Origin of the sequence: Streptomyces sp. SID4985, from assembly GCF_009863025.1 — a bacterium.
Classification (GTDB): domain Bacteria; phylum Actinomycetota; class Actinomycetes; order Streptomycetales; family Streptomycetaceae; genus Streptomyces.
In genome coordinates this window covers 1-21419 of record NZ_WWIR01000318.1, presented here as the reverse complement: position 1 = coordinate 21419, position 21419 = coordinate 1, and the positions used below count along the sequence as shown (strand labels likewise).

The window sequence follows — 21419 nt, the reverse complement described above, 5'->3', positions numbered from 1 at the left end:
AGGCCAGAACGAGGGTGCCCGATGGACCGCCGTCAAGCCTCCGCCTCCGCCACGGACGCCGCCCCGCCCGTCGACGAACGACGGCGGCTGCCCCGTACCGACGTGCTGCTGGCCGACCCCCGGCTCGACGCGGCCGCACTGCGCCTGGGGCGCGACTTCGTCAAGGAGGTTGTCGCCCGCGTCCAGGACAGGGCCCGCACCGGCGAGGTGCCCGTCGCCGAGATCGCCGACCGAGCGGTGGCCGCCCTGCCCGCCACCGCCTCCGCGCTGCGCCCCGTCCTCAACGCCACCGGCGTCCTGCTCCACACCAACCTCGGCCGCGCCCCGCTCTCCGAAGCCGCCCGCGACGCCGTCCTGGCCGCCTCCGGCACCACCGACGTCGAACTCGACCTCGCCACCGGCGCCCGCTCCCGGCGCGGCCGCTCCGCGCTCGACGCCCTGCGGCGCGCCGTACCGGCCGCCGGGGACGCCCACGTCGTCAACAACGGCGCCGCCGCGCTCGTCCTGGCCGCCACCGCGCTCGCCCAGGGCCGCGAGATCGTCGTCAGCCGGGGCGAGATGGTCGAGATCGGCGACGGCTTCCGCCTGCCCGACCTGCTCGTCTCCACCGGCGCCCGGCTCCGCGAGGTCGGCACCACCAACCGCACCACCCGCGCCGACTACGAAGCCGCGATCGGCCCCGACACCGGCTTCATCCTCAAGATCCACCCCTCCAACTTCCGCGTCACCGGCTTCACCAGCGAAGCCTCCGTGACCGAACTCGCCGGTCTCGGCGTCCCCGTGATCGCCGACATCGGCTCCGGGCTGCTCACCCCCGAACCCGCCCTGCCCGACGAACCCGACGCCACGACCTGGCTGCGCGCCGGAGCCTCCCTGGTCACCGCCAGCGGCGACAAACTCCTCGGCGGCCCCCAGTGCGGACTCCTCCTCGGCGACGCCGACCTCGTACGACGCCTGGCCCGGCACCCCCTCGCCCGCGCCCTGCGCGTCGACAAACTCACCCTCGCCGCCCTGGAGGCGACCGTACGCGGACCGCTCACCCCGACCGTCGCCGCGCTCCGCGCCGACGTGGCGGAACTGCGCGAGCGCGCCCAGCGGCTCGCCGCGATGCTCCGCGCCGACGGCGTCGACGGCCGGGGCGTCGACAGCGAGGCCGTCGTCGGCGGCGGCGGCGCCCCTGGTGTCACGCTGCCCAGTGCCGCCGTCTCCCTGCCCGCCGAGTACGCCGCCCGGCTGCGCCGGGCGGACCCCGCCGTGATGACCCGCGTCGAGAACGGCCGCTGCCTGCTCGACCTGCGCGCCGTACCCGAGGATGCCGATGCCCAACTCGCAGAAGCCGTAAGGCAGTCCGGGCCCGCCGAGGACACCGCCACCACCGGGACGGGGAGTTGACCGTGTACGTCGTCGCTACCGCCGGACACGTCGACCACGGCAAGTCCGCCCTGCTGCGCGCCCTCACCGGCATGGAGCCCGACCGCTGGGCCGAGGAACGCCGCCGGGGCATGACCCTCGACCTCGGCTTCGTCTGGACCCGGCTGCCCGGCGCGGGCGACCTCGCCTTCGTGGACGTACCCGGACACGAACGCCTCGTGGGCAACATGCTCGCCGGAGTCGGCCCCGTCCCCGCCGTCCTCTTCGTCGTCGCCGCCGACCAGGGCTGGCAGCCCCAGTCCGAGGAACACCTCGCCGTCCTCGACGCGCTCGGCGTACGGCACGGTCTGCTCGCCGTCTCCCGCAGCGACCTCGCGGACCCCGAGGCCACCCGCGAACAGGCCCTCGCCCGCATCGCGGAATCCTCCCTCGGCAAGGTCCCGAGCGTCGCCGTCAGCGCGGTCACCGGCCAGGGCCTCGACGACCTGCGCGCCGCCCTGGTCCGGCTGGCGGGAGAGCTACCCGCCCCGGACCTGGGCGGCGACGTACGGCTGTGGGTGGACCGCGCCTTCACCGTGCGCGGCCACGGCACCGTCGTCACCGGCACCCTCGGCGCGGGCACCCTGCGCGTCGGCGACCGGCTCCAACTCGCCCGTGACGGCGCGCTGTTGCGGGTGCGCGGCCTGGAGAGCCTGAAGGAGACCCACCAGGAGACCGGCGCGGTCGCCCGGGTCGCCGTCAACGTCACCGGACCGGGCGCCGCAACCCTGCGCCGGGGCGACGCGCTGCTCACCCCGGACCGCTGGCTCACCAGCGACACGATCGACGTACGGCTGCGCGGCGACGCCGCCCGCGACCTGCCCCGCGAACTCACCCTGCACGCGGGCTCGGCGGCGGTCCCCGTCACGGTCCGCCCGCTCGGCGAGGACACCGCACGCCTGCGCCTGGACGCACCGCTCCCGCTGCGTGTCGGCGACGGCGCGCTGCTGCGCGACCCCGGCCGCCACCGGATCCCCGCCGGAGTCACCGTGCTCGACGTCCGCCCGCCCCGGCTCACCCGGCGCGGTGCCGCCGCCGCCCGCGACCTCGAACTGAGCACCACGCCAGGGCGTGCCGACGGCGCCGCCGAACTCCGTCGCCGCGGCCTGATCCGCCGCACCGACCTGCTGGCCATGGGCGTACCGCCCCCCGCCGAACCCGTCGCCGGGGACTGGCTCGCGGACCCGGATCACTGGGCGGCCCTGAAGACCCGCCTGGCGGAAGAGGTCGAGCAGCACGCCGCCCGCCGGCCCCTGGAGCCCGGACTGCCCCCGGAGGAGGCCCGCCAGGCGCTCGGGCTGCCGGACCGCGCCCTCGTCGACGCCCTGCTCGCCCAGTCACCCGGCCTGCGCCGCAGCGAGGGCCGGATCTACGGCGCGGAGGCCCGCCCGAGCCTCCCGCCCGAGGTCGAGGCGGCTGTCGCACGGGTACGTGAGGACCTCACCCGGGAGCCGTTCCACGCCCCGGACGCCGACCGGCTGCGCGAACTCGGGCTCACGCCCAAGCTGCTGGCGGCCGCCGAGGCGGCGGGCGCGCTCCTGCGCATCGACAAGGGGCTCGTGCTGCTGCCGGGGGCCGACGCCCGGGCCGCTGCCGTACTCGCCCGGCTGGAGCAGCCGTTCACCGCGAGCCAGGCCTGCCGGGCACTGAACACCACCCGCCGGGTCGGCATCCCGCTCCTGGAGTATCTGGACCGGCACGGCCGCACCGTGCGCGTGGAGGGGGCCCTGCGCTGCTGCCGAGGCGCGGAATGAGGGGGAGCGGTGTCCCCCGGTGGAGGGGGTGCGGGGACTGGCGGAGACGGACGGGAATCGAACCCGCCTGCCCGAGTTGCTCGGACACCTCGGTTTTGAAGACCGGGAGGGCCACCAGGCACCCTTACGTCTCCCCGCGGGCCGTCACGGGACGGATGCCCCGGGCCACGCCGCCATGGAACCCCCGCCCCCGCCCCGAGTCAACACGCCACACGGCTTCCCCCGAGGACGCGACCTGAACGCACCTCGAACGCCCCACCCGCAGACGTGAGCGAGGACTGAGACAGCCATGACCGACATCCGCACCACCTCCGAGCGCGACACCGTGCGGCTCACCCAGTACGCGCACGGCGGCGGCTGTGCCTGCAAGATCCCGCCGGGCGAGCTGGAGGAGATCGTCACCGGGCTCACACCCCCGGGCTCGGCCACGGACGACCTGCTCGTGGGCCTCGAGCACGGCGACGACGCGGCGGTGGTCCGGCTGCCCGGCGGACTCGCCGCCGTCGCCACCGCCGACTTCTTCACCCCCGTCGTGGACGACCCCTACGACTGGGGCCGCATCGCCGCCGCCAACGCCCTCTCCGACGTCTACGCCATGGGCGGCACCCCGCTCGTCGCCGTCAACCTGCTGGGCTGGCCCCGCGACGTGCTCCCCTTCGACCTGGCCCGCGAGGTGCTGCGCGGCGGCCTGGACGTCGCCACGAAGGCGGGCTGCGCGGTCGGCGGCGGCCACAGCGTGGACGACCCCGAGCCCAAGTACGGCATGGCCGTGACCGGCGTCGTCGACCCGGACCGCCTGCTGCGCAACGACGCCGGACGGGCGGGCGTCCCGCTGTCGCTGACCAAGCCGCTCGGCCTGGGCGTCCTCAACAACCGGCACAAGACGACAGGTGAGGTCTTCCCGCAGGCGGTGGAGACGATGGCCGAACTCAACCGCGACGCGGCGCAGGCCGCGCTGGCCGCGGGCGCCGTCTGCGCCACCGACGTGACCGGGTTCGGTCTCCTCGGCCACCTCTTCAAGATGGCCCGCGCCTCCGGGGTGACCGCCGTCATCGACTCCGCCGCCGTCCCGTACCTCGACGGCGCCGTGGAGGCCGCCCGCGAGGGGTACGTCAGCGGCGGTACGCGGCGCAACCTCGACTGGGTCGCGCCGTACTCGGACTTCGGTGACGCCGACGAGGTGACCCGGCTGCTCCTGGCCGACGCCCAGACCTCCGGCGGGCTGCTCGTCGCGGGGGAGGTGCCGGGCGCGCCGGTGATCGGGGAGCTGGTGCCGGAGGGGCCGTACCGGCTGGTGGTGCGCTGACGGGACCCGCTGACGACGATGCCTTGAGGGCGGGCCTGCCGACGGGCCCGCCCTCAGGCGTTGGCCAGGGACACCTCGGTCGACTTGATGAGCGCGACGACGCGGGTACCGGTCGCCAGGCCGAGGTCGTCCACCGCGTCCCTGGTGATGGCGGCCGTCAGCTCGCCCGCCTCGACAGCGACCTTCACGGCCGCCATCGAGGGGCCCGCGGTGACCTCACTGACCGTGCCGGGCAGCTGGTTGCGGATGGACAGCCCCTCCACCTGCCCGGTCGCGAGCGCGACCTCGGTGGACTTCATCATGGCCCGCACGGCGGAGCCCTCGGTGAGCCCGAGATCCCGGACGGCGTCCTCGGTGATCGCCGCCGTGAGGTCCGGGCCGCTCTCCACCCGCACCTTCACCGTGGCCATCGCCTCCCCGTGCGCGATCTCGGTGACGATGCCGGGGATCTGATTGCGAATGCTCAGGCTCATGGCGTTTCTCCTGTGAATGCGGTGGCGTCTGTTTCAACCTAGGCGCGAGATGCCGAGGCGGTTTTGGAGCGGTCGCATTCGCTGCCTTTGGAGGCGTATGAGCCCGGTAAATCAGAGGAAGGCTCCCCCGGTCGGCCTCAGGGGGCCTGGGCGCACTCCTGGGCAGTGATGGACGCATCTGCGTGGTTTCAGTGCCCTCAGAGCTTGCATGTGCGGCGTTCTAGGGCGACCAACCTCGCATTTGCGTATGCATGTAGGGCCTGATCGCTGTGTCGTGGGTCACTGTCATGGGGGTAGCGGGGGTGGGGTTGGGGGCTGATCGAGTGAGTGGTTGGGGGCTCCCCGGGGTGGGATGCGGGTCGCGGGTGGGCGTCAAATCCCTTGCTGTGCAGGCGGGTTGGCGTTGTCGTGGCGCCCGACTGTCGCCCGGCTGCACTGCTGTCAGTTAGTTGAATGACGTACAAATAGGCGTCTCCTATCAAGCGGTCGAATTCCCTTCTTTGACGGCCTCGGGTGCCCGGGTGGAAGGTTGTTGTCGACACGGAAACCGGAAAGGAATTCCGGAGCGAAATTCCGTGGTCTCACGCAGGAGGAAATCGTGGCGAAGATTGTCTGTGTTCTGTACCCGGACCCGGTGACGGGTTTCCCGCCGAAGTACGCCCGCAACGACCTGCCGAAGATCGAGGGCTACCCGGGCGGTCAGACCCTGCCGTCGCCGAAGGCCATCGACTTCACCCCGGGCGAGCTGCTCGGCAGCGTCTCCGGTGAGCTGGGCCTGCGCCGATTCCTCGAAGAGCGCGGCCACACCCTCGTCGTCACCTCGGACAAGGAGGGCCCGGACTCGGAGCTGGACCGTCACCTGCCCGACGCCGACGTCGTCATCTCGCAGCCGTTCTGGCCCGCCTACCTCACCCCCGAGCGCATCGCCAAGGCCCCCAAGCTGAAGCTCGCCCTCACCGCCGGTATCGGCTCCGACCACGTGGACCTGGACTCGGCCATCGCCCGCGGCATCACGGTCGCCGAGGTCACCTACTCCAACTCCATCAGCGTCGCCGAGCACGCCGTGATGATGGTGCTGTCCCTGGTCCGCAACTACCTCCCCTCCCACAAGTGGGCGGCCGAGGGCGGCTGGAACATCGCCGACTGCGTCTCGCACTCCTACGACCTCGAGGGCATGGACGTCGGTGTCATCGCCGCCGGCCGCATCGGTGTCGCGGTCCTGCGCCGCCTGAAGCCGTTCGACGTCAAGCTCCACTACACGGACAAGCGCCGGCTGCCCAAGGGGATCGAGGAGGAGCTGAACCTCACCTTCCACCCCACCGCGCAGGACCTCGCGAAGAACGTGGACGTGGTCTCCATCCACGCCCCGCTCCACCCCGAGACGCTGAACCTGTTCGACGAGAAGCTCCTGAACAGCATGCGCAAGGGCTCCTACATCGTGAACACCGCCCGCGCCCAGATCGTCGACCGCGACGCCGTGGTCCGCGCTCTGGAGTCGGGTCAGCTCGGCGGCTACGCCGGTGACGTGTGGTACCCGCAGCCCGCCCCGGCGGACCACCCGTGGCGCACCATGCCCTTCAACGGCATGACCCCCCACATCTCCGGCACCTCCCTCACCGCCCAGGCCCGCTACGCGGCCGGTACGCGGGAGATCCTGGAGAACTTCCTCGACGGCACCCCGATCCGCGACGAGTACCTCATCGTCGACGGCGGCAAGCTCGCCGGCACCGGCGCCGCCTCCTACACCGCGGGCGACAAGAAGAAGTAAGCCCCACTGGCTGTGACAGGGGCGGACGATACCGGTCTCGCCCGCCCCGGCCACGGTCCCCTCGTCCGGAGTTTCTCCACGCCGGTGTGGGCCGGGTTGCTCCGACGCGGACAGGACGGAATTTCCGTCGGCATAAGAGGTCGTTTTCTCCGGGGGTGAAAAGCCGGAGGGGGCGACCTCTTGCCGTGTAATCAATGAATTTCCCAAAAAGCGCCACTCGACGGCGTCATAACCGTTGCCTATCGGGATGAGTGCCGTCCTCGACGGGCATCAGCACCGAGAGAGTCACCGTGCCCATTCCCCTTCAGCACGCCTTGGAAGAGCAGGCCGCCGCAGCGCGGACCAAGGTGTCCCAGCTCCGCAGTCCCGGCCGTTATCTGCTGCTCTCCGCACTCGCCGGAGCCTTCATCGGCGTGGCCGGTGTGCTCCTGATCATGGTGACCGGGCCGCTCGGCGCCCAGCACTCCGCGTGGACCAAGCTGGTCCAGGGCGGTGTCTTCGGCATCGCGCTGATCCTCGTCGTGTTCGCCGGGTCGGAACTGTGCACCGGCAACGTGCTGACGATGACCCAGGGAGTGAGCAGGCGGCGCGTCTCGCTGCTCGGCGCGGTCGGCGTCATCGTCTTCTCCTTCATCGGCAACCTCATCGGCTCGATCGTCTTCGCCTGGATCGTGCACAGCGCCGGTGTCCTGGACATGGTCGGCGTCCCCGGCAAGCCCGCCCCCGGCGTCACCCTGCTCACCGGCATGCTGACGACGAAGATCCACGAGAGCACCGAGGCGCTCTTCTTCCGCGGGGTCCTGTGCAACTTCCTGGTCTGCCTGGCCCTGTGGACGGCCGGCCGGACCCGCTCCGACGGCGCCAAGATCGCCCTGGTCTTCTGGTGTCTGCTCGCCTTCATCGGCTCCGGCTTCGAGCACGTCGTCGCCAACATGACGTACTTCTCGCTCGGCCTCTTCCAGCACGTCCCCGGCGTCACCATCGGCGCCTTCGCCCGCGACCTGCTCTTCGTCGGCCTCGGCAACCTGGTCGGCGGCGCGGTCCTGGTCGGCATCGCGTACAGCGTGATCGCCCGCCCGGCCAAGGGCGCCGGTGCGCAGACGGATACGCAGACCGGAGCGCCCGTCGCTCCGCAGGCCGATGCGCGGGTCGACACTCAGGCCGCCGGGTCCGCCGGGTCCGCCGGGTCCGCCGGGTCCGCCGGGTCCGCCGGGTCCGCGAAGAGCTAGCGCTCCGGCCGCCCCTGCCCCGTTCCCCGCCGCTCGCCCCTCCCCGGAAAGGCCCTTCCCCCATGCCCAGCACCGGCACCACCAAGCCGCCCCGGATTCTCATCGTCGGCGGTGGCTACGTCGGGCTGTACACCGGCCTGCGCCTCCTCAAGAAGCTGCACAGGCACGAGGCCGCCGTCACCGTGGTCGACCCGCGCCCGTACATGACGTACCTCCCCTTCCTCCCCGAGGCCGCCGGAGGCAACATCGCCGCCCGCAACCTCGTCGCCCCGCTGCGCCCGGCGCTGAAGGGCGCGGAGGTCGTCACCGGGCATGTCGTCGCCGTCGACCACGCGGCGAAGACCGCCACCATCGTGCCCGCGGCGGACGACGAGTACGAGCTGCCCTTCGACTACCTCGTGGTCGCCACCGGCTCCGTGTCGCGCACCTTCCCCATCCCCGGTCTCGCGGAGCACGGCATCGGTCTGAAGACCGTCGAGGAGGCCATCAGTCTGCGCAACCATGTGCTGTGGCAGCTCGACAGGGCCGACTCCACCAACGACCCGGAGGTCCGCCGCAAGGCGCTCACCTTCGTGTTCGTCGGCGGCGGCTTCGCGGGTGTGGAGGCCATCGGCGAGATCGAGGACATGGCCCGGGACGCGGCGGAGAACTACTCGGGCGTCAGCCGCGAGGACATGCGCTTCACCATGGTCGAGGCCGCGAACCCGCATCCTGCCCGAGATGGGCCCCGACCTGGGCGTATGGACGATGCAGAAGCTCGAGGAGCGCGGCATCGAGGTCTACCTCAACACCTCCATGGAGTCCTGCCTCGGCCAGCACGTGGTGCTGAAGAACGGCGTGGAGACCCCCGCCTCCACCATCGTCTGGACGGCCGGGGTCAAGCCGAGCCCGCTGCTCGCCGACTTCGGCCTGCCGCTCGGCCCGAAGGGCCACATCGACACCGCCCCCACCCTCCAGGTGCAGGGCATGGACTACGTCTGGGCCGCCGGAGACACCGCCCAGGTGCCGGACCTCGCGTCGGGCGAGGGCGCCTGGTGCCCGCCGAACGCGCAGCACGCCGTACGCCAGGCCCTCGTCCTCGGCGACAACGTCATCGCCCGGCTGCGCGACGACGAGCCGCGGATCTACCGGCACAAGAACCTCGGCGCGGTGGCCGGCATCGGCCTGCACAAGGGCGTGGCCATCCTGTTCGGCAAGTACCGGCTCAAGGGCCGTCCCGCCTGGTGGTTCCACCGGCTCTACCACGGCAGCCGCGTGCCGACCATGAACCGCAAGCTGCGGGTCTTCCTCGACTGGACGCTCGCCGTCTTCCTGCGCCGGGAGACGGTCGGCCTGCCCGCGATGGCCCACCCGCGCGACGCGTTCGTGGACGCCTCCCTCCCCGAGCCGCTGCTTCGCCGCGCCGACCGGGCCAACAGCCTTTCCTGAGAGGTGAGTTCGGGCGCGGCTCAGCCCGCCCGGCGGACCGCGCGCAGCAGGAAATGGTGCGGGGCGTCCTCGAAGCACACCGCCCGCCAGCCCGTCGCGCGCAGGGCGGGGAGCAGGTTGTCCTCGGTCAGCGGGTCGTCGGGGGCGAGGGGGGCGGCCGTGGCGGGCGGCGCGTTCGGCGTGGCCGGAGGGGTGGAAGAGCAGCAGGACGCCGTCCGGGGCGCTCACCCGGGCCCATTCGCGCAGCGCCCGGCGCGGGTCGGGGAGGTGGTTGAGCAGGCCCGCGCTGAAGACGCCGTCCACCGCCCCGGCCCGCAGCGGGAGACGGCAGGCGTCGGCCAGGATCAAGTGGCCCTGTTCGCCCCGGCCTTGGCGTGCGGCGGCCGTCAGCATGGCGGACGTGAGGTCGATGCCCGCCACGACGCCCGCCGGGCCGACCTGGTCGCGCAGGGCGGGCAGTACCCGGCCGGTGCCACAGCCCACGTCCAACACCCGCTGTCCGGTCCGCAGTTCCATCCGGTGGGCGGCGGCCGTGTACCGGGGGCCGTCGTCGGTGAACCGCTCGTCCCAGCCTGCCGCCCGGCGCGTGAAGAACGCGCGCGTCGTGGTCCGCTCGGCCCGGTCCGCGACGAGGGCGGCGAAGCGGTCGTACGCACCGTCGGCCTGCGGGACCTGGTGGAGCTGACGGGGCTGCACTCCCCAGGCCGACGGGCCGATGCGGAGGACCCGTACGTCGCCCTCGTCGTGCGGGACGCGCGAGCGGTCGGGGAGCCTGCCCTTCCCGGCGCCGCCGTCGGCCGCCAGGGCCAGCAGCCGCGCCCCCGCACTGACACCCAGCACCGGCACCTCGGCCTCCAACGCGGCACGCAGCAGAGCCAGTTGAGCTCCGGGGGTGGGGACGACCGGAGGGCCGTCCAGCACGACCAGGGCGACCATGCCGTCCACCGTGTCCGGCACCCGCTCACCCGCCCAGACGCGGCAGACCCGTACCGGAAGACCGGTGGCGGCGAGTGCGGCGCCGATGGCGGAGGGGCTCTCCGCCGCTGCGTGTTCGACGATCTGGATCACGGCTCACCACCTCACGCGCGACCCGTATCCCCGCCGGACGGCGGGGGTAAAGGCGGGAACGGGTCTTCGTGCCTCTCGTTTGCCAGCCTATTACGGCCGCGAGGGTGGCGAATGCGAGGGGTGATGCGACGCGACTGGCTGTCACGGCTAGCTTGTGCCCGTACACGCACAGGGCATAGACGACCTCTCTCCGTGAGGAGCGCCATGAACTTGAGCATGCGCAACCAGATCCCCGGCACCGTCACCGACATCGCCCACGGCGAGGTGATGGCGACCGTGCAGGTGCGCCTCGACGGCGGTCAACGTCTGACGGCGGCGATCACCCTGGAGTCCGTCAAGGACCTCGGTCTGGCCGAGGGGTCCGCCGTGCGGGCCATGATGAAGTCCACCGAGGTCGCGCTCGCCACGGGCCGGGTGGAGGGGCTGTCCATCCGCAACCAGCTGCCCGGCACGGTCACCGGCCTGGCCGTCGGCGGCGCGATGGCCACCGTGCGGGTCGCCGTCGACGAGGGCCAGCTGACGGCGGCGATCACCAAGGACGCGGTGCTCGACCTCGGACTCACGGTCGGCTCGCCGGTCGTCGTGCTGATCAAGTCGACGGAGGTGTCGCTGGCCGGCGTGTGACGCGAGGTGGGGCGGGGTCCTTGCCTCCGCCCCCTTCCCGGCCCCACCCCGTGCCCCGCTCCACAGGAGCACATACGCTGCTCTGGTAGGCAGCTGTGCCCCGGGGCACGGGCGGAGAGGGGACAACCACGTGGCCGGCAACGGACAAGGCGCCCCCACCGACGCACCCGAACGGATACCGCCCGGTCAGCGCCTCGTCCACGGCTGGCCCGTCTCGCACTACGGCTCCGTACCCCGCTTCCGCCCCGAACGCTGGAACCTGCGCGTCTTCGGCGCCACCGCCTCCGGCGCCGAGCGGCAGTGGCTCTTCGACGACCTGACCGCGCTCCCGCACGCCACCGTCGTGGCCGACCTGCACTGCGCCACGGGCCCCACCTCCACCGACCACGAGTGGTACGGCATCCCCGCGCGCGCCGTCCTCGACCTGGTCCCGCCCGCACCCGAGGTCACCCACGTCATGGCCTGGGCGGAGTACGGCTACTCGGCCAACCTGCGCCTGTCCGACTTCGACGCCCCCGAGACCCTCCTGGCCACCCACCACAACGGCGAACCCCTCACCGCCGAACACGGCTTCCCCCTCCGCCTGGTCGTCCCCCACCTCTACGGCTACAAGAGCCCCAAGTGGCTCCGCGCCGTCGAATACCTCACCGAGGACCGCCGGGGCTTCTGGGAAGACCGCGGCTACCACAACATCGGCGACCCCTGGCGCGAACAGCGGTACTCCCATCAGGAGAAACCGGGCGAGGGCCCGCGACTCCCGGGCTGACGGGACCGCCCCACACGAGAATGACCGGCTTGACGGGTGACCATTGCGTTCCGGAAGGAAACGACGAGATCATGCGAGGCGTCGTGGCCCATGGACTGCCGGAGGAGAAACGGATGAGTGAGGGTGAGGGCTCCGTACTGGTGCGCACCGCCGGGCGCGCCGGTCACGTCGTGCTCAACCGGCCCCGGGCGATCAACGCGCTGAACCACGCCATGGTGCGGCGGATCGACGAGGCGCTCACCGCGTGGGAGCACGACCCGGCCGTCGAGACCGTCGTCGTCACCGGGGCGGGGGAGCGCGGGCTGTGCGCGGGCGGGGACATCCGGGCCGTGCACGACGACGCCCGGGACGGCGACGGCACCGCCTCCGCCGCGTTCTGGCGCGACGAGTACCGGCTCAACGCCCGCATCGCCCGCTACCCCAAGCCGTACGTCGCCGTCATGGACGGCATCGTCATGGGCGGCGGCGTCGGGATCTCCGCGCACGGCAGGGTCCGGATCGTCACCGAGCGGTCCCGGGTCGCCATGCCCGAGACCGGTATCGGATTCGTCCCCGACGTCGGCGGCACCTGGCTGCTCGGCCGCGCACCCGGTGAACTGGGCACGCATCTCGCGCTCACGGGCGTCGCCGTCGGCGCGGGCGACGCGCTGCTGTGCGGGCTCGCCGACCACTACGTCCCCTCCGACGCGCTCCCCGCCCTCCTGGGCGACCTCGCCGCGCTGCCCGTACGCGAGGCCGTCGTACGGCATGTACAGGCGCCCCCGGAAGGGGAGTTGGCCCGGCACCGGGAGTGGATCGACGCCTGCTACGGCGCCGGTACGGTCGAGGAGATCCTGGACGGACTGCTCGCGCACGGCGACCCCGCCGCGAAGGAGGCCGCGCAGACCCTGCTCACCAGGTCGCCCACCGCACTGAAGACCACCCTCGCCTCCATGCGGCGCGCCCGGCGGCTCGGCACCCTGGAGGAGGTCCTCGACCAGGAGTACCGCGTCTCCTGCGCGGGCCTGACCGGCCCCGACCTCGTGGAGGGCGTCCGCGCCCAGATCATCGACAAGGACCGCGACCCCCGGTGGTCCCCGGCGACCCTGGCCGAGGTCACCGACGCGGACGTGGAACGCTTCTTCGCGCCGCTCGGCGAGCGCGAGTTGGGTCTCGGTGGTGTGGGCGACCGGGTGGGGGTCTGATCCGTCGACCGGTCGCCGGGTCTTCTCCTCCGCCTTTGTTTTCGGGCTTCCACCGGGGCGCCGTTGACGTCTGCCGCTGATGTCCGCCGTCGACGTCCGACTAAGCCTTGATCGATGCGGCCGACCTGGCTGCCTGCTCGATCTTCGCGCGGTAGGCCGTACGGGCTTCCTCGTCGATCGGCCTCTCGTGTTCGGCGCGCAGCCCGGTCCGGCCGTCGAGACCCTCGCGCAGGATGTCGGCTTGCCCGGTGTGCCGGACGGTCTCGCCGAGGATATGGACCATGACGGCGAACAGGTTCGTGTTCGCATAAGTCTCCGGCCACCACGGCACGTGGCCGGGGGCGTCGAGGGGAAGCTCGTTGATCGTCGCGTCCGAGTGTTCCCACGTGCGCCGGTAGAACCCGATGATCTGATCGCGGCTCTCGTCCTCGGTCGCCCACAGATCGCCGCCGTCGGAGTCCTGCCACCGGCACAGCGGCTCCGGGGAAGGGCGGTCGAAGACCTCGCCGAAGTACCTGGCCTCGACGGTGGCCACGTGCTTGACCAGACCGAGGAGGTTGGTCCCGGTCGCTGTCAAAGGCCGGCGGGCGTCGTACTCGGACAGGCCGTCGAGTTTCCAGAGCAGCGCCTCGCGGTCCCGCCGCAGTCTCCCGTGCAGGTTGTTCTTCGCGAATTCATTGATCATGCGGCATGAGCCTGCCATGGGCCGCTCGTGCCCTCAAGATCCCGTACGTGGCCCGCGACAACGGGCGAACTGCGGCGCGTACTCGGTGCTGCCCTCGTCCTCGGCGGACCGCTACCGGCGGGGCCGGGTGACGAACACGTCCGAGACCTCGTTGGTGTCGCCCGGGACCAGGTCGGTGGCGGTGGAGGTGAAGACGGCCGCGTCGCCGTCCGTGAGCAGGATGTGCCGCAGCGAGCCGTCGCCCGCGGCGGCGGGGCCGTCGGCGATCCGGCGGACCTCGTCGGTGCGGAGGTCACGCAGATAGGCGACCCACACCCCGTCCCCGAGGTGGACGTTGAACAGCACGCGGTGGCCGTCGGCGGAGAGCTGGACCAGATGGGCCTGGGTGCCGGTGTCGACACGGCGGGTCGTGCCGGTGTGGCGGTCCTTCACATAGATCTGGCCGTTGTCGCTGCCCGTGGTCAGGCCGTAGGCGAGGGTGCGGCCCTTCGCGTCGAGCGAGGCGCCGTCGATCATGGAGTCGCGGTCCAGTTTGATGATCTGATCGTCCGCGCCGGTGGCCAGGTCGCGGACGTAGAGGACGTTCGCGTACTCCAGGCCGTGCCGGTTGCCGAGCCCGGTGATCATGGTGTACACCAGGTTCTCGGGCACCTTCGTGAGCCTGCCGGTGCGCAGGTTCTTGAGATACAGCAACTTGTCGATACCGCCCGCAGGGTCGTTGCTCAGGAACGCCGCGTACCGCCCGTCGGCGCTGACGACACCGCCCGCCGACGCCTTCGCCGGCTGACTCCCGTCCGACCCCGAGCTGACCCGCTCGACTCTCGCCCCGGCCCCTCACCGAGGACTCCCTGGTGGATGGAACCGCACGCTCAACTCGTGGGTCAACCAACCGAATTGCGTACAACCCGGGTGCGTGATCGGGGGTCCGCGTGAGGCTGTCGGCCGTGTGATGCCTCCGGTTTTCGTTTGGCTTCCGTCAGCCCGGCACCTTCACCACATGTGGCCTCTCCACATGTGGTGCCTCCACATGTGCCCTCACCACACACCCCTTGGCCGCCGGGCGCGAACCGCAGGCGCGCGTCACCATGGTCTGGACGACGGCGCGGCCGTACGACGCGCCAGGCAGTGGAGTGCCGGACGACTCGGAGGACAGCGTGGCCGTTCATCCCGATCAGAAACCCCGGATCGTCGTGGGCGTGGACGGCTCGGAGTCGTCCAAGCGGGCGCTGCGCTGGGCCCTCCGCCAGGCGGAGACGACGGGCAGCACACTGGAGGCGGTGACCGCCTGGGAGTTTCCGCAGATGTACGGCTCGCTCGGCTGGATGCCGCCCACGGGTGCGGAGGCCGACTTCGAGCGCGTGGCGGGAGAGATCGTCGCCGACGCGCTGGAGGAGACGGCGGGCCCGGATCCCCAGGTGGAGATCCTCACCAAGGTCGCCTACGGCAGCCCGGCCGGTGTCCTGCTGGAAGCCGCCGACGGCGCCTCCCTCCTCGTCGTCGGCAACCGCGGCCACGGCGGCTTCGCCGGTGCCCTCCTGGGCTCGGTCAGCCAGCACTGCACCCAGCACGCCACCTGCCCGGTGGTCATCGTCCGGCCGAACACGAAGGTGCCCGAGTGACGGCACCGGCCGACCGGCACCTGAATGAGGCCATGGCCGTTTCTCATGGATCACCACACAAGGCCGAGTTGCCGATGATGGCGTGGGGCCATGCGACCTGAGCATTGTGTGACCAGGAACCACATCGAGGTGTGGCACGAGCGTGCGTTGCCGTCGGGACCAGTGGGCTTTTCGCCCTGTCGTTCGTCGTGGGGTTCGGGCTGCGCCGCAGGGCAACGCACTCGGTTCGCTGCAGTGCCTACGGTGCGCTGGGCGGAGTGTTCGACAAGTCCATGGCTGGGTTCTGAGCCGTTGTCGCGGTTGGCGCGTTGGCGTGGCTATGTGTCCCCTGCCGGCATGGCCATCGACTGATCACACCGGTCTGCTAGCCTCTGGGAGGCCGTGCGAGAGATTGAGGAGGTGGTACCCGTGATCGTTTTGACGTGGGTGCTCTCCTCCGGGGTCACGGTCGGGCGATAGGTCGTCGTCCGGGAGCGCCGTTCTGTGCACTCCTGAAAGGCACGACCATGCGTTTCACTTCTGAACAGCGTCTCGACGACGGTGTCCTCGAGCGCGAATTCATCCTCGGCGAGATCCCCGGCATCCTGTGGACGCCCGACTCCGCATCCGCGTCCGCACCGGCGTCGCCGATCCTGCTCAGCCCCCCTCCTGTCGGGCTGCGCAGGGCGTACCCCCGGCTGGTCGGACGAGCCCGGCACGCCGCGAGGGACGGCTTCGCCACGGCCACCATCGAACTCCCCGGAAACGGTGACCGGCCCCGTCTGCCCGGCACCGAGCAGGCCGTCGCCGAACTGCGCCGGGCGATCCAGGCGGGCGAGCGGGTCGGCGACGAGACCATCGACGCCCTCATCCTCCCCTTGGTGGACAAGGCGGTCCCCGAATGGCAGGCCGTCCTGGACGCCCTTCTGACGCTGCCCGAGATCGGGGGCCCGGTCGGGTACTCGGGGGGAGTGATCTCCATCGGCACCCGGCTCGCGGTGGTCGAGCCGCGTATCGCGGCCGCCGTGCTGTTCGCCGGAAGTTTCATTCCTCGCGTGATTTTCGAGGAGGCTCGCCAGGTGACCATTCCGCTGCACGTCCTGCTGCAATGGGACGACGAGGGAAATGACCGGCAAGCGGCCCTGGACCTGTTCGACGCCTTCGGCTCCGAGGAGAAGGCGTTGAACGCCAACATGGGCGGGCACACCGGCGTTCCGCAGTTCGCGGGGGATGCCGCGGCCCAGTTCTTCGCCCGACACCTGCGCTAGCCGCGGGTCGGCGAGACGTGCACCACCGCCCCGATCGCGACGGTACCGGCCGTTGTTGGTGCCGCCGGTCGGGGCGGCGCTCGGAGAGCGCCCCGCGTGTCGCGCGGTAGCCGTCGCCGAGGTGGGTTCGCCGGATCGCCGCCCTCTCCGCAGAATGGTGCCTGTATCCAACCTGCCACGCGGGCCACACCGCCGCACGGGCGGACGACCCGCGGACGATCCCCCTCCGCGAGGCCCGCGGAGCGCATCCGGGAGGCACCATGCACCACCGAACGGTCGAGGAGCTCATGAGCCGGGACGTCGTCCGGGCCCGCCGCGACACGCCGTTCAAGGAACTCGTGCGGCTCCTGACGGAGAACGACGTCACCGCCCTGCCCGTGGTCGACGAGCTGGACCGGCCCCTGGGCGTGGTGTCCGAGGCCGACCTCCTGCGCAAGAGCGCCGACCGGGCCGACCCGTCCGGCCGGACGCCCCCGCCGCGCCTGGAGGCATGGGAGCGCGCCAAGGCCGAGGGCGCCCTCGCCGAGGAGCTGATGTCGGCCCCGGCCGTCTGCGCGCGCCCCGAGTGGAACGTGGTCGAGGCCGCCCGGCTCATGGAGGCGCGGAACGTCAAACGGCTGCCCGTGGTGGACGAGGCCGACCGGCTCGTGGGCATCGTCAGCCGCGCCGACCTGCTACGGGTCTTCCTGCGCCGCGACGACGCCATCCGCGAGGAGATCATCGGCGACGTCCTCGGGCGCACCCTGGGCTTCGACCCGAGGGACGTGACGGTCGAGGTCCACGAGGGACGGGTCACCCTCCTCGGCACCGTCGCGGACGCGAACCTGATCCCTGTCGTGCGGCAGCTCTGCCGGGGCGTCGACGGCGTCGTGGCGGTCGACTCCCGGCTCACCGGCGGCGCGGGCGGCGCCCGGCGCTCTCCCGAGGCGTACTGAGGCTCCCCTCCCCTCCCTTCCCGCCGGGTCACCGCACAGGCCGCATCGCCGAGTCGCCCAGCACCGGCCAAAGGTCCCCCCACCCGGGCCGAATCGCCCTCGCCGCCCGGCGGACGGACATGCCACCGTGGAAATGGTCCCGACAACCCCCGCACGAAAGGCGGTGGCCGGCATGACCCTTCCCCTCGTCGTGGGAGTCGACGGCTCGGACTCCTCCCTGCTCGCCGTGGACTGGGCCGTGGACGAGGCCGCGCGCCACGGTCTCCCGCTGAAGCTGCTCTACGGCTCCCTCTGGGAGCGCTACGAGGGCGGCCTGCCCTCGCTGAGCGGCGACCGCCCCTCCGAACAGGTGCTGGCCGAGCACATCGTCGCCTCCGCCGCCGAGCGTGCCGCGCGCCGTGACCCCGACGTGAAGGTCACGACCGAGATCGTGCCGCAGGAGGGCGCGGACGCCCTGGTGCGGGCGGGCGACGACGCCTTCGCGGTGGTGACGGGGGCGCGCGGCCGGGGCCCGTTCAAGGCCATGCTGCTCGGCTCCGTCGGCCTCACGGTGGCGGCCCGGGCGTCCTGCCCGGTCATCGTGGTCCGGGGCGACCGCGCGGGCCTCGCGGGCGAGCACGAGCGGATCCTGCTGGGCCTCGGCGAGGCCGACACCGGCACGCGGGCCCTGGAGTTCGCGTACCGGGAGGCCGGGACGCGCGGCTGCGGCCTGGACGTCGTACGAGCGTGGCGGCGGCCCGTCCATGACAGGTCGGGCGCCGGGTACGAGGAACAGGCCGCCGCGCTGCTCGCCGCCTCCGTCGAGGGCCCGTCCGCCGAGTTCCCGCGCGTGCGCACGTACCCGGCCGTGGTCGAGGGCCCCGCCGCGAAAGTGCTGGTGGACCGCTCGGCCGCCGCCGACCTGGTGATCGTCGGGGCGCGGCGCCGCACGGACCGCTTCGGGCTCCAGCTCGGCCGGGTCGGCCACGCCCTGCTGCACCATGCCGAGTGCCCGGTCGCGGTCGTACCGGAGCGGGCGTAGGTACGCGGGAGCGGATCGGGGGCGGGGGAGATGCGGGGCGGGCATGAAGCCCGCGAACTCGCCCCGCCTCACACGATGTCGGCCTCGCCCGCCTCACACGATGTCGAACTCACCCCGCCTCACTCCACGTCGAGCACATCCCCCACAGGACGTCGGGGACTCGGAGGCCCCTCCGGGCCGTAGCCGATGCGCAGCACCATCTGGACCTGGGACATCGCGGAGAGCGGGTCGCGGGTCGCCCAGCGCAGTTCGGGCCACTCCAGCGGCTGGGAGGTCACCGAGGCGACCAGGCCGTCGGCGGTGGCGCGGAGCAGGACCCGTTCCAGCGCCTGACCGGCGCGGAGCCAGTCGGCGGGGTCGTCGTGGGGCGTGCCCAGGAGGGCGATGTTCGGCCGCTCCTCGAACGACGCCCAGGGGCGGTCCGGCATCGGGCGGCCCACGGCGAAGTCGCGCACGGAGGACGTGCCGTGGCGCGAGCGCGGGCCGAACGCCTCGGCGGGGATGCCGTCGGGCGCGTCCCCCGGGTCGGTGTGCGCCCACCGGGCCATCTCCTCCCGCGCCCCCGTGTCCATCAGCTCCCGTTCCTCGGCGTCCCGTACGAGGTCCAGGACCGAGCGCACGTGCCAGGTCCCCGGGAACAGCAGCTGCGCCCCCTCGGCGCGGGCCGCCGTGTACAGCCGCTCCCGTACGGCGGCCGGGATCTCCTGGTCGCGGTAGGGCAGGCGGCTGGAGTGGCGGCGGCGGATCTCGGGGTGCAGTGCGGCGAGCGCCGGGTCGGGGGGTCCGGTGCCGCGCAGGCGGACCTCGGCGAGGAGGTCCGCGTCGGCCGGGTCCGGGAGCAGCCGGACGTCGGGGTCCAGCCCGGCAGCGGCGGCGGACACGCGGAGGTTGAACAGGGCGGCGCCGCAGCCCAGGTGCAGTCCCCGGTTCTGCGGATCGGCGTGCGGCAGGACGCGCTCCGGGTCGGCGTACAGCCGCAGCACACCGGGCCCGCGCAGATGACGGAACCGCCAGGGCTGGGCGTTGTGCAGCGACGGGGCCGTCGTGGCGTCCGCCACGAGTGCGGTGACGGTCCGCTCCTCGACGGGTTCCTCGGACACGGTGACCTCCCTTCCCGGCCGTCGGCCCTTCTCAGCCGTCGGCCCTTCCCGGGCGTCGGCGCCGGGTCGTTCGCTCGCGCCGACGCCCGGTGCGCGTGCCTCAGGCAGCGGCGGCCGGTACGACGATGACCGGGCAGCGCGCCTGGCGCAGTACGCCCTGGCTGACCGAGCCCAGCAGCGCGCCCGCGATGCTGCCGTGCCCCCGGGTGCCCACGACCAGGGCCAGCGCGTGCGCGGCGGCCTCGGTGAGCACCTTGGCCGGCTCCCCGACGACCAGTTCGTGGCGCAGCACCACGTCGGGGTAGCGCTCGCCGTGCCCGGCCACGATCTCGGAGAGCATGCGGCGGCACTCCTGCCGTGACCCGTGCTCGTCGAAGACGCGGAGCGTGGTGGGCTGCCAGACGAACAGGACGTGCAGCTCGGCGCCGCGCAGGGCCGCCTCCTCGAACGCCACGTCGACCGCGGCGGCGGACTGTTCGCCGCCGTCGATCCCCACGACGAGGTACGCCGGGACCTGCGTGACGTGCTCCGGCTCGGGCACGACCACCACGGGGCAGTGGGCCTGGGCCATGAGCGGTACGGCGACCGACTCGTTGCCGAACACCTCCTGCGCCCGGCTCAGATGCCGTGAGCCCAGGACGACGGCCGTGGCGTCGTGGCTCTGCTCGCCGAGCACCCACACGGGATCGCCCTCCGCGAGCAGCGCGTCCACCTCCAGGCGGGGGTGGTGGGCCGTGGCGAACCCGGCGGCGTCCGCCAGGGCGCGCTCACCCTCCTCGTGCAGCGGGTCGTTCCACTCCTCCCAGGACGGCGGGACCTTCCGCTCCCGGTCGCCCCTGGTCGGCACGCCCTCGGCAAGGACCGGCCGCAGCGGCACATGGCGCCGGGCCGCCTCGTCCGCCGCCCAGGCCAGCGCCATGCGGTGCTCGGACCCGGTGTCGATCCCGACCACGACCGGCCTCGGGTCACCGGGCCGCGACACGACCGGCTCCGGGCCCGGGGACGGTCTTCCTCGCGGGCCTTGGTACCGCGTGAACGGACATCGCCCTCGCCTCCTCCTCCGGGGTGGCGCGCAGGGCCACCGCACGTGCCGACAGCCGTCGACGCCATCGTCCCTTCCTTCAGTCTGCCGGGCCACACGGGAGAAGAAAGGGACCTGCGGTACCCCCGGTATGGGCTGTTCGGCCCCAGTGGCGGCAGAAGGCGCACGCTGGACTGGAGAGACCTGTGGTCGAGGCACGAGGCGAGCCCAGGCACGAGGCGAGGAGACCCGGCGATGGGCACAAGCTCCGGCACGGCGGCGGACCACCGGCCGTCCGATGCCGTGGACCGCACGGTCACCGTCGGGGTCGACGGCTCCGAGGCGAGCCTGGCCGCACTGGACTGGGCCGCCGACGAGGCCGCCCTGCGCGGGGCCGCGCTCCGGGTGGTGCACGCCGGCTGGTGGGAGCCCCACGCGGACACCGCCGAGGAGGGGACGGCCGTCGTCGCCGTCGCCGAACGCCGCGCCCGCCAGCGGCAGCCGCGGGTGAAGGTCGGCGTCGGGCTCATCCTGGAGGCGCCGGAGTACGCGCTCGTACGCGAGAGCCGGACCGCCCTCGTGATGGTGCTGGGCTCCCGGGGCCGGGGTGCCGTGGCCGAGACACTGCTCGGCTCCGTCAGCGCCATGGTGGCGCGCCATACCCACTGCCCGGTGATCGTCGTGCGCGGCCCACATGTGGAGCCGTCCCCACCCGGGCGCGTCGTCGTGGGCGTCGGCGAGCATCCGGAGGGCTCGGCGGCCGTACGGTTCGCCGTCGAGG

Annotated in this window: 18 protein-coding genes, 1 tRNA gene and 2 pseudogenes; 14 read left to right on the top strand and 7 right to left on the bottom strand. The window is 72.6% G+C overall.

The window, feature by feature from the left end; all coding sequences use genetic code 11:
• Positions 1-21: 21 nt before the first annotated feature.
• On the top strand, positions 22-1392 hold the full coding sequence (gene selA / locus GTW40_RS13280) for an L-seryl-tRNA(Sec) selenium transferase (protein ID WP_161180378.1): 1371 nt from the start codon (positions 22-24) through the stop codon (positions 1390-1392).
• A gap of 2 nt (positions 1393-1394) precedes the next feature.
• Positions 1395-3164: a selenocysteine-specific translation elongation factor gene (selB, locus tag GTW40_RS13275; protein ID WP_161180377.1), complete on the top strand. Its 1770-nt coding sequence runs from the start codon at positions 1395-1397 to the stop codon at positions 3162-3164.
• 38 nt (positions 3165-3202) lie between these two features.
• On the opposite strand, the gene GTW40_RS13270 is transcribed toward selB, so the two are convergent.
• Positions 3203-3298, bottom strand: a tRNA-Sec gene (locus GTW40_RS13270).
• 155 nt (positions 3299-3453) lie between these two features.
• On the opposite strand from GTW40_RS13270, the gene selD reads away from it, so the two are divergent.
• Positions 3454-4470: a selenide, water dikinase SelD gene (gene selD / locus GTW40_RS13265; protein WP_161180376.1), complete on the top strand. Its 1017-nt coding sequence runs from the start codon at positions 3454-3456 to the stop codon at positions 4468-4470.
• A 53-nt stretch (positions 4471-4523) separates the two neighbouring features.
• Here the strand turns inward: selD and GTW40_RS13260 are convergent, their stop codons facing one another.
• Positions 4524-4943 carry a TOBE domain-containing protein gene (locus tag GTW40_RS13260; protein WP_161180375.1) on the bottom strand — a complete coding sequence of 140 codons (420 nt, stop codon included), beginning with the start codon at positions 4941-4943 and terminating at the stop codon, positions 4524-4526.
• Positions 4944-5541: 598 nt separating this feature from the next.
• Between GTW40_RS13260 and GTW40_RS13255 the strand changes: the two genes are divergently transcribed.
• The 3 genes and pseudogenes from GTW40_RS13255 to GTW40_RS13245 all read left to right on the top strand — a co-directional run bounded on the left by GTW40_RS13255 (position 5542) and on the right by GTW40_RS13245 (position 9368).
• Positions 5542-6711, top strand: coding sequence for an NAD-dependent formate dehydrogenase (locus GTW40_RS13255; protein WP_161180374.1), 1170 nt, complete (start codon positions 5542-5544; stop codon positions 6709-6711).
• A 290-nt stretch (positions 6712-7001) separates the two neighbouring features.
• Entirely contained in the window at positions 7002-7940 is a 939-nt protein-coding gene (locus tag GTW40_RS13250; RefSeq protein WP_161180373.1) for a formate/nitrite transporter family protein, read from the top strand.
• 62 nt (positions 7941-8002) lie between these two features.
• Positions 8003-9368: pseudogene (locus GTW40_RS13245) on the top strand (NAD(P)/FAD-dependent oxidoreductase).
• Between the two features lie 20 nt (positions 9369-9388).
• Here GTW40_RS13245 and GTW40_RS13240 read toward each other — a convergent pair.
• Positions 9389-10064, bottom strand: a pseudogene (locus GTW40_RS13240) (class I SAM-dependent methyltransferase).
• Positions 10065-10640: 576 nt separating this feature from the next.
• Between GTW40_RS13240 and GTW40_RS13235 the strand changes: the two are divergent.
• The 3 genes from GTW40_RS13235 to GTW40_RS13225 all read left to right on the top strand — a co-directional run bounded on the left by GTW40_RS13235 (position 10641) and on the right by GTW40_RS13225 (position 13010).
• Positions 10641-11060 carry a TOBE domain-containing protein gene (locus GTW40_RS13235; RefSeq protein ID WP_161180372.1) on the top strand — a complete coding sequence of 140 codons (420 nt, stop codon included), beginning with the start codon at positions 10641-10643 and terminating at the stop codon, positions 11058-11060.
• Positions 11061-11190: 130 nt separating this feature from the next.
• The gene (locus GTW40_RS13230; protein ID WP_161180371.1) at positions 11191-11826 is read left to right on the top strand and encodes a molybdopterin-dependent oxidoreductase; all 636 of its coding nucleotides are present in this window, start codon (positions 11191-11193) and stop codon (positions 11824-11826) included.
• Positions 11827-11939: 113 nt separating this feature from the next.
• Positions 11940-13010: an enoyl-CoA hydratase/isomerase family protein gene (locus GTW40_RS13225; RefSeq protein ID WP_161180370.1), complete on the top strand. Its 1071-nt coding sequence runs from the start codon at positions 11940-11942 to the stop codon at positions 13008-13010.
• Positions 13011-13110: 100 nt separating this feature from the next.
• Here the strand turns inward: GTW40_RS13225 and GTW40_RS13220 are convergent, their stop codons facing one another.
• Both GTW40_RS13220 and GTW40_RS13215 read right to left on the bottom strand, forming a co-directional pair.
• Positions 13111-13695 carry a DinB family protein gene (locus GTW40_RS13220; protein ID WP_161180369.1) on the bottom strand — a complete coding sequence of 195 codons (585 nt, stop codon included), beginning with the start codon at positions 13693-13695 and terminating at the stop codon, positions 13111-13113.
• A 111-nt stretch (positions 13696-13806) separates the two neighbouring features.
• Complete coding sequence (locus tag GTW40_RS13215) at positions 13807-14388, bottom strand: hypothetical protein (RefSeq protein WP_202485814.1); 582 nt, start codon at positions 14386-14388, stop codon at positions 13807-13809.
• A gap of 437 nt (positions 14389-14825) precedes the next feature.
• On the opposite strand from GTW40_RS13215, the gene GTW40_RS13210 reads away from it, so the two are divergent.
• The 4 genes from GTW40_RS13210 to GTW40_RS13195 all read left to right on the top strand — a co-directional run bounded on the left by GTW40_RS13210 (position 14826) and on the right by GTW40_RS13195 (position 18517).
• Entirely contained in the window at positions 14826-15314 is a 489-nt protein-coding gene (locus GTW40_RS13210; RefSeq protein ID WP_343245681.1) for a universal stress protein, read from the top strand.
• Positions 15315-15820: 506 nt separating this feature from the next.
• Positions 15821-16561, top strand: coding sequence for an alpha/beta hydrolase (locus tag GTW40_RS13205; protein ID WP_161180368.1), 741 nt, complete (start codon positions 15821-15823; stop codon positions 16559-16561).
• Between the two features lie 260 nt (positions 16562-16821).
• Positions 16822-17496, top strand: coding sequence for a CBS domain-containing protein (locus GTW40_RS13200; protein ID WP_161180367.1), 675 nt, complete (start codon positions 16822-16824; stop codon positions 17494-17496).
• Positions 17497-17668: 172 nt separating this feature from the next.
• Positions 17669-18517: a universal stress protein gene (locus GTW40_RS13195; RefSeq protein WP_202485813.1), complete on the top strand. Its 849-nt coding sequence runs from the start codon at positions 17669-17671 to the stop codon at positions 18515-18517.
• Positions 18518-18636: 119 nt separating this feature from the next.
• On the opposite strand, the gene GTW40_RS13190 is transcribed toward GTW40_RS13195, so the two are convergent.
• Positions 18637-19617: a nitroreductase gene (locus tag GTW40_RS13190; protein ID WP_161180365.1), complete on the bottom strand. Its 981-nt coding sequence runs from the start codon at positions 19615-19617 to the stop codon at positions 18637-18639.
• A 100-nt stretch (positions 19618-19717) separates the two neighbouring features.
• Positions 19718-20599, bottom strand: coding sequence for a universal stress protein (locus GTW40_RS13185; protein WP_161180364.1), 882 nt, complete (start codon positions 20597-20599; stop codon positions 19718-19720).
• 294 nt (positions 20600-20893) lie between these two features.
• Between GTW40_RS13185 and GTW40_RS13180 the strand changes: the two genes are divergently transcribed.
• A partial coding sequence (locus tag GTW40_RS13180) for a universal stress protein (RefSeq protein ID WP_161180363.1) occupies positions 20894-21419 on the top strand: 526 nt, incomplete at its 3' end.